Origin of the sequence: Streptomyces sp. NPDC052682 (assembly GCF_040678435.1) — a bacterium.
GTDB lineage: Bacteria > Actinomycetota > Actinomycetes > Streptomycetales > Streptomycetaceae > Streptomyces.
Genome location: NZ_JBFATS010000002.1, coordinates 306063 through 318791 on the forward strand (window position 1 = coordinate 306063; position 12729 = coordinate 318791).

The 12729-nt window shown below is 64.6% G+C and carries 15 protein-coding genes and 1 pseudogene; 12 read left to right on the forward strand and 4 right to left on the reverse strand.

The features are described from left to right. Positions 1–31 precede the first annotated feature (31 nt). Positions 32–400: an HNH endonuclease gene (locus AB0K80_RS03875; protein ID WP_365665490.1), complete on the reverse strand. Its 369-nt coding sequence runs from the start codon at positions 398–400 to the stop codon at positions 32–34. Between the two features lie 5 nt (positions 401–405). Next, positions 406–903: a YDG/SRA domain-containing protein gene (locus AB0K80_RS03880; protein WP_365665492.1), complete on the reverse strand. Its 498-nt coding sequence runs from the start codon at positions 901–903 to the stop codon at positions 406–408. Positions 904–1035: 132 nt separating this feature from the next. Here AB0K80_RS03880 and AB0K80_RS03885 point away from each other — a divergent pair, with 132 nt between their 5' ends. Both AB0K80_RS03885 and AB0K80_RS03890 read left to right on the forward strand, forming a co-directional pair. After that, positions 1036–2520 (forward strand): PIN domain-containing protein, encoded by a 1485-nt coding sequence (locus AB0K80_RS03885; protein ID WP_365665494.1) that lies wholly within the window; start codon positions 1036–1038, stop codon positions 2518–2520. 216 nt (positions 2521–2736) lie between these two features. Next, positions 2737–3546 (forward strand): annotated as a pseudogene (locus tag AB0K80_RS03890) (IS5 family transposase). Between the two features lie 285 nt (positions 3547–3831). On the opposite strand, the gene AB0K80_RS03895 reads toward AB0K80_RS03890, so the two are convergent. Both AB0K80_RS03895 and AB0K80_RS03900 read right to left on the reverse strand, forming a co-directional pair. Further along, complete coding sequence (locus AB0K80_RS03895) at positions 3832–4848, reverse strand: DUF262 domain-containing protein (RefSeq protein ID WP_365665496.1); 1017 nt, start codon at positions 4846–4848, stop codon at positions 3832–3834. Continuing rightward, positions 4845–5459 (reverse strand): hypothetical protein, encoded by a 615-nt coding sequence (locus tag AB0K80_RS03900; RefSeq protein WP_365665498.1) that lies wholly within the window; start codon positions 5457–5459, stop codon positions 4845–4847. Before AB0K80_RS03900 ends, AB0K80_RS03895 begins: the two co-directional genes overlap by 4 nt. Before the next feature lie 632 nt (positions 5460–6091). On the opposite strand from AB0K80_RS03900, the gene AB0K80_RS03905 reads away from it, so the two are divergent. The 10 genes from AB0K80_RS03905 (at position 6092) to AB0K80_RS03950 (ending at position 12648) form a co-directional block, all read left to right on the forward strand. Next, on the forward strand, positions 6092–6943 hold the full coding sequence (locus AB0K80_RS03905; RefSeq protein ID WP_365665500.1) for a helix-turn-helix transcriptional regulator: 852 nt from the start codon (positions 6092–6094) through the stop codon (positions 6941–6943). Between the two features lie 92 nt (positions 6944–7035). Continuing rightward, positions 7036–7425 (forward strand): ATP-binding protein, encoded by a 390-nt coding sequence (locus AB0K80_RS03910; RefSeq protein ID WP_365665502.1) that lies wholly within the window; start codon positions 7036–7038, stop codon positions 7423–7425. Between the two features lie 172 nt (positions 7426–7597). Continuing rightward, positions 7598–8449, forward strand: coding sequence for a sigma-70 family RNA polymerase sigma factor (locus tag AB0K80_RS03915; RefSeq protein WP_365665504.1), 852 nt, complete (start codon positions 7598–7600; stop codon positions 8447–8449). Next, positions 8446–9267, forward strand: a complete 822-nt coding sequence (locus tag AB0K80_RS03920; protein WP_365665506.1) for an integrase — start codon at positions 8446–8448, stop codon at positions 9265–9267. Before AB0K80_RS03915 ends, AB0K80_RS03920 begins: the two co-directional genes overlap by 4 nt. A gap of 179 nt (positions 9268–9446) precedes the next feature. Further along, complete coding sequence (locus tag AB0K80_RS03925; RefSeq protein ID WP_365665508.1) at positions 9447–9794, forward strand: hypothetical protein; 348 nt, start codon at positions 9447–9449, stop codon at positions 9792–9794. A 5-nt stretch (positions 9795–9799) separates the two neighbouring features. Then, positions 9800–11167, forward strand: coding sequence for an FtsK/SpoIIIE domain-containing protein (locus AB0K80_RS03930; protein WP_365665510.1), 1368 nt, complete (start codon positions 9800–9802; stop codon positions 11165–11167). Between the two features lie 87 nt (positions 11168–11254). Further along, a complete protein-coding gene (locus AB0K80_RS03935) occupies positions 11255–11959 on the forward strand; it encodes a DUF2637 domain-containing protein (RefSeq protein ID WP_365665512.1) in 705 nt (234 codons plus the stop codon). A 12-nt stretch (positions 11960–11971) separates the two neighbouring features. Beyond that, complete coding sequence (locus AB0K80_RS03940) at positions 11972–12151, forward strand: mobile element transfer protein (RefSeq protein WP_365665514.1); 180 nt, start codon at positions 11972–11974, stop codon at positions 12149–12151. Between the two features lie 15 nt (positions 12152–12166). Beyond that, positions 12167–12322 (forward strand): hypothetical protein, encoded by a 156-nt coding sequence (locus AB0K80_RS03945; RefSeq protein ID WP_365665516.1) that lies wholly within the window; start codon positions 12167–12169, stop codon positions 12320–12322. Between the two features lie 20 nt (positions 12323–12342). Further along, a complete protein-coding gene (locus AB0K80_RS03950) occupies positions 12343–12648 on the forward strand; it encodes a SpdD-like protein (RefSeq protein ID WP_365665518.1) in 306 nt (101 codons plus the stop codon). Positions 12649–12729 lie beyond the last annotated feature (81 nt).

The window sequence follows — 12729 nt, forward strand, 5'->3', positions numbered from 1 at the left end:
GTTGCAGGCCGTGCCCCGGCCCACCCTATGGTCACCGACGCCATCTCGCTCGGTGGCTTCGCACGCACTCCAGTCGGATTTGGTGCCTCGAGTCGAGACGGAGGGGGCCCACTTCCGTCTCACCTGCCATCACTACGAGGTCATCCCGTAGGTAGATGGCCCCAGCGTCAAAGAGAACATGGCAGTTTGGGCAAAGGCACAGGATGTTTCCAACGATGTCGGCTCCGTTGTGCGGTGCGCCCAAGGCCTGAATATGCGCTGCCTCACTGTACGTCCCCCCTGGGACGACGAGTCGGGTTCCGCAGACTTGGCATTGGTCGCGATGCCACGTTTTGACTTGTCGGGCTACGCCGGTATTTCGTACGATCCGTTGGGTGGCTACGAGCTTGCGGGGGCTCAAGCCCTCTACTGAAATCGGTGAGTTGTCTTCTGAATCGGGGTCGCCCCCTGCTCAGGCTGGTTCTTAGCCTCAAGACGGAACTGCCATACCAAAAAGCCATCGACTCCCATTGTGCTTCCGAAACTGCTAACACTAAAAAGGCCGTCATATCGGTAGCCTTCAGCAGGGGCGTATGGAGAACGTGATTGCGCTCCGCGTACTACTCGAACCGGAAACCCTTCCAGGTAGCTTGTAACCAGAGCTGCGTTACCCGGGTCTGTAAGGCTTTGGTTCGCGATCTGCTTTTGTGTTTCGGGGTCGCGACCACCATGCCCCGTATAGATGATCACGGCTCCGTAGTCCTCGTCGTCCTTGTAGCCGCCGGACACGACGATGGACTCCGCTCCCGTCTGCTTGGTGCCGCAGATGCCCGCCTGCAGCGGCCGATGCACGCCCGCATCGTGCAACGCGCGCCGGCTCGGAAAGGTCTGACCCACAACGATGTCAGGAAGCTCGCCAATCATCCCCTAATGATGCCAGTGGTCATTAGAATGGTCTACAGAGTTGATCAGAGCCCGAAATTGTCCCATTTGTGCAGTATGACAGCAATCGCCAATATTTCACTTCACTGCAGTATTGCTGGAGTCTAAAGCCTCATGACCTCCTCGTTTCTTGCCGCTTTTGACGGCTTGTGGCGTCGTCCCGCTAGTGACTACGAAGTGGGCGTAAGAAGCTACACGGTGGTGGTGGACACAAACGTATTGCTGGAGCTGTATAGATTTACGCCTGACGCCCGGGAGGAGCTCCTTCAAGCGCTCCGACGAGTTGGCGATCGACTCTGGATCCCCCACCAGGTAGCGGCGGAATATTACAACCGCAGGGTGGATGCGGTTAAGGATCACCTTGCGCTCTACGCTTCGGTTCCTAAGTCGTTGGACGATCATAAGGCGAAGGTCCTCCAAGAGCTTTATGCTTTCGCTAAAAGGTGCTCGATGGCGGCGGAGGATAAGCGCGCCCTTGTCGAACCCATTCAAGAGGTGTTTACCCGCGTAAAGGCGGAGGTGGCAAAACATGCGGAATCGTTCGACCTTACTCTAGAGGGAGTAATCTCTGGGGACCCAGTCCTGTCTGAACTTGCCGAGATTTTGGACGGCAAGACCGGGCAGGGTTTTAATGAGGAAGAAACGCGTGCACTGATAGAGGAGTATGAAAGGCGAGCACAAGATGAACGCCCGCCCGGTTATAAGGATTCCAATAAGAAGGAGAATGCACACGGTGACTACTTCGTGTGGGAGCAAGTTCTTCGTCGCGCTGAGGAACTGAGTTCCCCGATCCTGCTCGTGACGAACGACGCAAAGGAGGACTGGGTCAGGAAGGAGGCCGGCCTGATCGTTGGCGCCCGCCCTGAGCTCGTTGCTGAAATGAAGGAAAGGTGCGGCGTCGACTTCCTAATCCTGCAGCTGGGCGGCTTTCTGCAAGTGGCGAGAAAGGAGCTTGGCGCATCAGTTAGCGCATCGACGGTTGCCCAAGCTGAGAATCTCGCCGCAAGTGTCGATCGCCCGTTGGTGCTACCAGAGGCCGAAGTTGAAGATCTCATGTTCGCTCTAGTTGCGCATCGAGATCACGCCATGGCGCAGCTTGATCGAGCTCGTGATTCTCTCGAGGTTCATCCTGATGATGAAACATTCCAAGCGGACCGCGAATTTGCCCAGGCTGACGTGGTGCGGGTTAGGAAGCTGATTCACAGGCTGAAGCAGAATTCTCAACGAAAAGTGATGAATGGACAGCCCGTATATTGGGTTGATGGCCACCTCGTTAGGCGTGCCAGGCAAGTCGCTTCGGAAGGCGGAGCGGGGGCAGCGAAAGCGCGCCGACTCGTGCGGGCGGCAGAGGCTGGTGAGATCGCCAGAGGTGGACAAGTGCTAAAGAATGGCTTGGCGACTCTGCGATCACTGTATGAGGAAGCCCGCACAGAAGAGGCGACTTGGGCGCAGCTACTCGAGCAGGCAGAGAGTCGTCAAAAAACCGACTTCAGCGAAGCCAAAATCCGTCAGAATCTGCAGAGAGCGCGGGACGAAGGACAGGCACTCGAGTTGAGACTGAAAAGGCTTCGAAATGCGGGGCACTATGAGAACGATTGAGGCTGGGCAGGCGTGACCTGCGGGTGTCTCCCTCTGGCCGTAAACGCCGTCCGAACTCACTCCTGTGCGCTCCGATCACTCGTGGGGCCCCCGTCGGCTCTGACATAGCAATGACACGACCCAGACCGTGCCCTAGCCCTCTCTATGCGAAACAACAGGCACCAGGGTTGCTTAGACGTCATTTCAGTTGGCGTGACCTTGCGGCAGTCTGGGGTGATGGCTGCTGTGCTTGTCGAGCGGATGGTGCCGGAAGACCTGTGGGAGTTGTTTCAGCGGGTGGTGCCGCCGGCCCCGGTCCGCCCGCAGGGTGGAGGGCATCGCCGGCGAGGGGATCGCGAGGTGCTGGCCGCGATCGTCTTTGTGGCTACCTCGGGCTGCACCAGAACCAGCTGCCACCGGGTTTCGGTCTGTCGGGAGTGACCGCCTTCCGCCGGTTCACCGAGTGGACCGAGGCCAGGGTGTGGGCCAAGCTCCACCGCCTGGTCCTGGACGAACTAGGTTCCCGGGGCGGGCTGGACTGGTCGCGGTGCGCGATCGACTCCGTCAGCGTCCGAGCCCTCACAGGGGGCATCTGACGGGACCGAATCCGACCGACCGCGGCAAGAAGGGATCGAAAATCCACCTCATCATCGACCGCCGCGGACTGCCGCTGTCGATCGGCATCTCCGCCGCGAACCTCCACGAAAGCCAGGCCCTCATCCTAGCTCGTCCGCGGTATCCCACCCATTCGCTCACGCCGCGGTCCCCGACGCCGACGGCCCGGCAAGCTGCACGGGGACAAGGGTTACGACTACCAGCACCTGCGGCGCTGGCTGTCTTCCCGTGGCATCCGGCACCGCCTCGCCCGCAAGGGCGTCGAGTCGTCTCAACGACTGGGCCGGCACCGCTGGGCGTGGAACGGACCGTGTCCTGGCTCTCCGGCTGCCGACGCCTCCACCGCCGATACGAGCGGAAGCCGAACACTTCCTTGCCTTCACCGCCATCGCCGCGACCCTCATATGCCACCGCAGGCTGCAACTGAAATGACCTCTTAGGTCTGCTGGGCTGAGTCGGGAATCCTGCGAGGGCACCGACAGTCGATGCTGGTCGGTGCGGTCGCTGTACTCCGCTGCACGCGGCTGGGGGATGCGCGCTGCGACCGCCTGGACGACGATCAGAACGATCAGCGCGACCACTAGCCACGTAGCCTGGCGCACAGCATCAGTCATCGTGTCGCCGTGGCCGCCCTCGGACAGCCCGCAGGCGGCTCAGCCCAAGCTGAGGTGCGTCGCCCATTGGTGAGGACGGCGCACCGTGCCCGACGCTAACTTTTCAGGCTGCGGCGAAATAGGAGGAGATTAGGCGTTTGATTACGTCTCCCCTCCTGGCCCGCCGAGCCCTCTCATTAGTACCCGAAATGACGTCCGTGTGATATTGCACGGCATCGACAGCGTATTCGGCTGGCGGAGTTTTATTTTCAGACACTAGATCAACAGCCGCGTAAAACTCGTCCATCTTTGCGGCCACTCCGTCACGGTCAATACAGTTTTCGGGATTTAGGCGATACACTTCAACGACAGATGTAAATAGGTCGTTCTTCTGCCATGCTCGACTATTTGTAGCTAGACCCAACCCATCCAGGAAAGCAAGAGTTGTTTCCAGTCGGGCAAGGACCTCACTTTCCATGGGGAATTCATCGTTGTATTTTTCCAGGTATACTTCATGCTCAACGTCTCGACTGAAGTAGCCGGAAATTACTGTGATGATGACTGTTAGGCACCACCTAACGTCTCCCATTCGCCGATCGTCCACCGCCGTGAACACCTTTCGGCGTTCGAAGATCTCCCATTTGCTGACCCTGTCTGCAGCTTGCTTGAGAGCGCCGTCAAACCGCGCATTATTCACTTCCATCGCATTCAAGCCGTACTGCGTCGAGTTCATTCGGTGAAACACATCGCGGATCTCCGAATCGGTAAGGGACCCCAAGTCTCGTACGACCACGTCATAGTTCAGAAATTTCTGCTTTACCTCCTGATCAAGGTCCGCGTAGGGCGTCAAGCTCCCGAGCCTCAGATCCTGCGATCCTTTGAAGTACTGATAGAGGGTTGTAATTCGCTGCTGGCCGTCTACGACTTGTTGACTTCCCTTACCCGTGTCAACATCCACTTCACCATCACAGAGGAAAATCTCAGGAAATGGAAGCCCCTCAAGAACCGTCTTAATGAAGAGTTGCTTATGGCGGGGGGTCCAAACCAATCGCCGCTGGAATTCTGGTTGAAGCACCAGCGCACCGTCGGTAATCGCAGTAAGTAGCTCACGGATTTTCTTGTTCGTGGCCGTTGTTTTCACAGCTTCTCACTCTCCATGCACAATGCTACCGATGAAGCCTGATATGACTCTAGGGCATCCATGTCATTCCAAACCACGAAAGTGATGGCATATGGGCCTGCAGCCTGATCATTCTGAAGAACACGCGCCAACTCCCATAAATCCGCCGCCGTGGGAATAAGGGGAGAAGTTGGCAATGACTTGGGATGGATAGAGCCCTTGAAATGGTTATTCTTGTACCATCTCAAGTCGCTATCCTTCCATATGCCCTCGCTCGCGCTGAAGTTCCGCACTTCTTTCCAAAGCTGCGCATAAAGCTCAGGGGAAACTACGGCGACGTCCACATCCGACTCGTCGTTGAACCGGCGATATCTAGCGTGTGCCTTGATGCTGAACCCCAGCTTGGCCGAGCCCACGGTATATACATCGCGATTCGGGTGCACGTTCAGTTTCTCAGCGACCGCCTCGCGTAGCAGCGCGTGAGGTTCGCCCGGAATTGCCACACACGAGCCGTGGGTTATGAACTCGCGTACGACTTTCAATGGATCGTCGTGACGTCTTAACCCGGATTTGAACTGAACTAGGGAGGCGTCGATCCTGTGATCAAGATCAGCGAGAAGATCAAAGTCCACAAGGTGAACCTACCGTAGATCCAATGAGCGCGGGAGGGTTAGGAGTTGGGCGGCTGAGTATGGCACGCCGCCACCAGTGCTCAGACAGACTTGCCCCTTCGGCTTGAGGTCAAGTTGTCACCACTATCAACCACCCCCGCTGCTCCCGTCCCGTACGCCGTCGACCCACACACCGTGGAGCGGACGTGGTTCCTGGCGTCCAGGTGGAGCGCGCCACTGTACGAACGACCTGGACGCCAGGGGCCGCGTCTGCTCGGCTCTGCCTGGGTCGATGGTCTGCGGGATGGGAGCCCCCAGCATCCGCCACGGCGGACCCGCGGTCGGCGACGGCGCCCCCTTCATCCCGGTGCCGGCCGATCCCCCGCCGGAGGCACTGTTCTGACCGTCGCGTACGCGGTGGTCGATTCATGGCCACCGGCCCTATCCACCTGTGGGCGCGCGTCGGCGCAGCGCGGGCGGAGCGGGCCGAAGGCAGGAGCGTCGCCCGCAGCGGAGCCGGTAAGCGCGCCCGGCGGAGCGGAGCGCAGCCGGGGCTTGAACCTGTAGGGAGAGTTTGAATCACGCCCGTGGTGTTGGTCGTTGATGCTGCTCATGTGCCTGGTGGCTGGTGCTCGTGGTGTAGAACCCTGGGTATGGGGAGTGAACGGCGCGAGCGGATGAGAGTGCTTGGGGCACGTCTTCGAGCTCTGCGTGCGGATGCCGGTCTGACGGGCGCTGCTCTGGCTCAGCGGGCCGAGGTGGGTCAACCGACGGTCTCCAAGGTGGAGAACGGGCGTATGGTCCCGAGTCTTGACGTGTTGGACCGGTTGTCTCGGGCGCTTGGGCTCGATGAGTCGGTTGCGGGTGAGGTCCGCGAGTTGCTGGCCGCTGTTGAGGCTGCGGCGGAGACCGGTTCGGGCTCGGGCAAGGACGTCTCTGCGAGCCTCGTTGTGGATGAGGCGGTCCGCGGTGCTCGGTTGGTGCGTTCCTTCCAGTGCGTGGTCCTGCCGGCCATGCTCCAGAGTGCCGAGTACGCCCGGCACGTCTTCCTGACTTCACCGGACCTGGACGCTGAGGCGGTCGGTCGGGCCGTTGCTGCTCGCGTGGAGCGACAGGGCTTGTTGTACGAGCCGGGGCGCGAGTCGGTGTTTGTGTTGACGGAAGCGGTGTTGCGGACTTGGCCGGGGGCGCCGTCGTTGATGCTTGCCCAGCTTGATCGACTGTTGGCCGTCGAGAGTCTGGACACGGTGCAGCTCGGGGTCATCCCGTGGAGTCGACCGGTGCCGGTGCTGCCTCGTCATGGCTTCACGCTTTGCGATCGGCGGTCCGTCGTGGTGGAGGCGTTCCCGGGTGAGCGGGTCTCCACTGAGACAGACGACCTTGCTCGGTACGAGGAGATGTTCAGCCGGTTCGAGGCCGCGGCCGTCTTCGGTGGTGAGGTACGGGATCTGCTGATGCGGTTGATGACTGAGTTCCGGGCGGTGGAGACCACCATCACTCGGTAGAGGAATAATTCCTCCGAATGCTTGGATTGGTGCAGCAGGCAGGAATACTCTGCTCCTCGTGGTGTCTAGCCCTCTAGACAAGGAGTGTTGTTGTGCTCACCAAGTGGGGTCGCGCCTTCCCTGGTCGGCCGGAGCAAGTCGCCGAAGCTCGTCACTTCGTAGCCGCGTTACTTGAAGAGCGAGGCTGCGCTGACGAGGGCGCCCTGGTCGTTGGCGAGCTGGCGGCGAACGCCGTACGCCATTCGCTGAGCGGGGAGGCCGGCGGTTGGTTCCTCGTGGTCGTCGGCTTCGGAGCGGACTTCGTGCGTATCGAGGTGATTGATCAGGGTGGCGACGGCGTACCCGCGATGCGGGACGTGGTCCCCCTGGAGGAGGGCGGCCGCGGGCTCATGCTGGTGGCGGCCTGTGCGAAGGACTGGGGTGTCAAGACTCTGCCGCACGGATCTTCGGTGTGGGCGGATCTGGTGGGGGAGGGAGCGTGACCGCATCCGCTCCGCTCCTCCTCGGCCGACACGCGGGCGGCAGGGGGTGACTCCTCGCGGGGTGCCTCGACGCCGGTCCGGTTTCTACGCGGTAGGCGTTCGATCAGGGCGGCGACTCCCGCCCGTTTCGTCTAGGGGCCTAGACTCTTGGGCGAGACAGGGAGGTGAGCACATGTCGGACGAGTTGCAGCGGATCATGGCGATCGAGGATCCGTACCTGCTCCTGCGTGAGGTCACGAACCGGTTGGCCGAAGCGCAGCAGGAGGTCACCGAACTCGCTCGGCTGCGTCGTCGCGTGGTGCAGGACCTCCACGCTCAAGGGCTGTCGTACGCGCAGATCGCCGTGAAGGCCGGGCTCAGTCGCGGACGTATTCACCAGATCCGCCATACGGGCCCGGCGCCCGAGGGTGCGTTCCTCGGGTCGGGCGCCGTCACAGTCGCGACTCCGCTACGACGGGACGACGAACGCGGACGCACGGTCGTTGCCGTGGACGATGTCAGTTCGGGCAAGCGTCTGGAGGACCTGGCGCGGTCGTACGGGCTCGCCGTCACCTCCGAGCATGTACCGGTGAGCGGAGACATCGACCTGAACCGTGACGGCCTGGTTGTCGTCTGCGGGCCGCGCATGTCACAGACCATGTGGAACACCTACGCCCAAGACCCCGTGCTGCGCTGGGAGAAGGCGGAGGACGGCCCCTGGACGCTTGTGGACCGGCTCACGGGCACGGTGCACCGGTCCGGACAGGACAGCAATCCGGCCCGGCCGTACGACATCGGCTATCTCGGCCGACTGCCGCGCCCGGACGGCAAGGGCTCGCTCCTGGCGATCGCCGGTATCCACACCCAAGGTTCGCTCGGCGTCGTCCAGTTGCTCGCCTCCGAACTCAACTCCCTGTGGGGACAGGTAGGAGAGCGCCGGTTCTCCACCCTGGTGGGGGTCGAGTACGACCCGGAGACCAGCGAGCCGCGGTCCGTCGAACTGGTCTGCCCGCTCTACCGTCACGACGAGGAGACGGCGGAGTGAGGTTCACCCTTGGTACCTCGCCGTCCACGCCGGACAGTGAGAACGAGGACTTCGCCGCTGCCGCCCCTGATGCCGCCGTTCTCCTCGACGGCGCCGGCGTGGGGAGCGCGGAAACGGGGTGCGTGCACGGCGTCGCCTGGTTCTCCGGAACGTTGGGGACGCTGCTGCTGCGCACCCTCGTCGCGCGTCCGGCCTGGTCGCTCGCCGAGTGCCTGGCCGACTCCATCCACATCACCCGCTCGCTTCACGAGGATATCTGCGACCTGGAGTACCGGGCCAGTCCCACCAGCACGGTCGTTGCCGTCCGTGCCCGTGACGGCGTGCTCGAACACCTCGTACTCGGTGACTCCTCACTGCTCTTCGCGATGCGGGACGGGAGCTCTTCCGTCATCACTGACCGGCGCCTGGACGAGGTCGGCGCGCGGCTTCGCGGGCCAGTTGACGAGCTGCCCACCGGTTCACCGGAACACGCCGTCGCCCTCGCCGAGTACCGGGAGGCCATGACGTCTCTCCGTAACCGGCCGGGTGGCTTCTGGATCGCCGGTCCTGATCCGCTCGCGGCCGAGCATGCGCTGACCGGCACGGTGTCACTGGACTCCCTGGCCTCGGTGTCGCTGCTGAGTGACGGCGCGACACGGCTGGTTGACCGTTTCGGGCTTGCCTCGTGGGAGGAGGCCTTGGCTCTCCTCGACTCCGCCGGCCCGGACGAACTGATCCGCCAGACCCGTAAGGCGGAGGACGGCGATCCTGACGGCCGGCGCTGGCCTCGCGGCAAGGCGCACGATGACGCCACCGCCCTGCACTGGACGCTTTCGTAGAGAGCCGGTCAACCGCCGACACGGCTTCTCGTATACCCCCCTAGACAGTTGACGGGGCGTCGGTTACGGTAGCTGTCAACCCCCCTAGACGGTTGGGCGGGTTCCTCCCTGTGCTGTCTAGGGGGGTATTCAACGGCTCGGCGTCCGTGACGGACGCCCGATCAAGTGAGGTTCGCAGAATGCGCGTCATCCCCGTGGACACCTCGTCCGCCACTCTGCTGGTCACGAAGCTGCCCGAGGTGAAGGTGAGGGACCGGCAGACCGGTGAGGTGGCCGTGGACCCGGTCACCAACGACCGTCTCATGGTCCTGGAGCTGGTGTTCATCGCCGAAGGCGGTTCAGACATGATCAAGGTCACCGTCCCCGAGAAGGGCATCGGCGAGGGCCTGGTCATGGGTGCGCCGGTCTTCCTGTCCGGGCTGGTGGCCCGGCCCTGGGAGAGCGAGTTCGGCGGCCGTACCCGGCACGGCATCGCCTACCGGGCGGACGCCGTCATGGTCGCCACTGCGGCTGCGGCGCAGGGCTGAGCGTCATGACCGATGCCCGGTGGTTTTTCGCGCTGGCACTGTCGGTGGTGGCCGCGCTGGTCGCGGTGCGCCGTCGGCTGCCGGTCCTGTTCTGGTGGCTGGTCGGGTATCCGGCCGTGACGCTGCGGGTGCTCGCCACGTACCGGGCCACCATGGACGCCTGCGGCCTTACGGTGCCCGCCTCGGCCATGCGCCGGGCCACTGCCCGGATGGTGGGGCGGCAGGCTGCTCCCGTACCGCCTCGCCGGTCGCTGCCGTTGCCGACCGGGTCCGGGCTCGTGATGCGGCTGCGCATGGCGGCCGGACAGGCGCCCGAGGACTTCACCGCCTCGGCCGACCGGCTGCGGCACGCCTGGGGCGCGCATGCCGTGCACATCCGTCCCACAAAGCCGGGACGGCTGGAGCTGCGGCTGGTCGGCTGGGACGTCCTCGCCGACGTCCGGCCCCCTCGGCGGTGGCTGCGCACCGAACCGCTGTCCCTGCCGCTGGCGCTGCGCGAAGACGGGCACTGGCACGTCCGGGACTTCCGCACCGTGCCGCACGAACTGATCCTCGGCGCCACTCAGTCCGGCAAGTCCGTGTACCTGCGCAACCTACTGTGCGGACTGGCCCGGCAACCCGTCGCGCTCGTCGGCATCGACTGCAAATGGGGCGTCGAACTGGCGCCGTTCGCACCCCGGTTGTCGGCGCTTGCCGACACGCCGGACCGTGCGAACGAACTCCTCGACGTCCTGGTGGAGGAGATGGAGGCACGGTTCCGCCTGATCGGTATGACGGGCGGGACCGGTCCGGACGCCGTGCTCACCTCCGACGTCTGGGGCCTGCCGGAGAAGGTGCGGCCGGTGCCGGTGGTGATCGTCGTCGACGAGGTCGCTGAACTCTTCCTTGCCGCAAGCAAGGACGACGAAAAGCGGCGGGACGCCATGGTCACCAAGCTCATCCGCCTCGCCCAGCTCGGCCGCGCGGCCGGCATCTACCTGGAGGTGTGCGGGCAGCGCTTCGGCGCCGAACTCGGCAAGGGAGCCACGATGCTCCGGGCACAGCTCACCGGGCGGGTCTGCCACCGCGTCAACGACGAGACGTCCGCGAACATGGCGCTCGGCGACATCGCGCCGGAAGCGGCGCTGGCAGCAACCTCCATCCCGGCCGAACGGCCCGGCGTCGCGGTCGTCGGCGACTCCTCCGGCGGCTGGTCCCGCGTCCGCTCGCCCCACCTCACCCTCGACGACGCGGCGGCCGTCTGCCGTGACACCTCCGGCCTGGTCCCGGAACTGCCCCGCCTCGCCGCCTTCCGGCCCGCCGTGGCCCCAGAGCCCGCCGAGCTTCCCTCGGTCGCTCCTGTCGCACCCACGGCCCGACCGGTGACCGAGTAACCGCATTCCCTCTCCCACGGCTGGCGTGACCGCCTCACGCCATGTCCCTACCCCTCCCATGCCCGAAACCGGAAGGAGACCGAGCCGATGCGTGCCCACCTGGCCCGTGTGGACGCCGTGATCGTTCAGGCCGTCATCGCCGGTGCTCTGTCCTTCTCCCACCTGCACGACCTCGCCGCGGCGGCCGGACAGGACGGCTGGAAGGCGTGGGCCTACCCCGTGAGCATCGACCTGCTCTTGGTCGCCGCCTGGCGCCGGATGCGCCAGCAGCGGGCTGGACGGGCGGCCGGTGGCCCGCGGCTGTGGTTTCTGGTGGCCCTGGCCGCGTCCCTCGGCGCCAACGTCGCCGCGGCCGGGCTCCTCGACTTGGACGACGTACCGGCCTGGCTCCGCGTGACGGTCGCGGGCTGGCCCGCTGTCGCCTTCTTCGGCGGCACGCTGCTGGCCCATGCTCCGCACACTCCGGAAACACCTACGGCCCTGGATCTCTCGGCGGCAGACATCCCTGAGCCGCGCCCCGCTCAGCCTGCCGTCGACCGGTCCGACCGAGAGGCGCTGCCGGCGCCCTCCGCCGACCCCGGGCCAACGCCGGAGCCCGCTGCCGAACCGGTCGCGACTCCTGCCCCCGTGTCTGCTGCCGCCGTCGCACTGCCGCCCGCGCTCGTCGACCGCGTCCGGGCCCTGGCCGACGAGCACCGCGCGACCACTGGCCATCCTGCCGACCCGGACGCCGTGCGCGCTCGGCTCGGCCTGCCCCCGTCCATGACCGCATCCATCGCCGCACATCTCTGAGAGGAGCACGCCATGAACCCGCGTTTCCGCAACGTCCGCCGCATCGGCCCCGTCAACGTCGCCTCGTTCGTCGACCGCGGCCGGAACCGTCACCTGGCGGCCTGCACCGCGCCCCGCTGCGACTTCTCCGCCGAGTACGACAGCCGCGCCGCTGCCGAACTCGCTGCCCGTACCCACCGCTGCTCGGCCTGACAGGAGACCAACGAAGTGGACGTTCCGCTCTGGCTCGCCCTGCTCGTCGTCGGCGTCCTCGGAGTCAAGCTCATCCGCCCGCCCTGGTGGCTCATCGCCGTGCTGCTCGTCGGCGGCTACCTCCTCGCCGACAGCCTGCTCGCCCCCGTCATCGACTCCGTCCTCAAGTGACTCCTGAACGGAGAGTGTTCATGTTCCGACCGAAGGTCCCGACCATGCCGCAGCCCACCGGCCTGGTCTCTCCGCCTGCCGTCGTCGAACCGACCACCATCACACCGGGCGCCCCGACTCCGCCGCCGGCCCCCATCGCGCCCGTCCCGACCGGCCCGGCCGTCCGGCTCACGCCCGGCACCGCTCTCGCCCTGGTCGGCGGCGGCACCGCCGTAGTCCTGGTCGTCGGCGCCGTCCTGGTCTCCATGCTCCTCGCCGTCGCCCTCACCGCCACGTCCGTGGCCGTGTGCGCCGTCGTCATGCGCTCCGTTCTCACCCGCCGCTGACCTCATCGCTCCGTCCGCCCGGCCTGCCCATGCTGTCTAGCCCCCTCGACAGGCCGGGCGTTCACACCACACGTCCGCTCT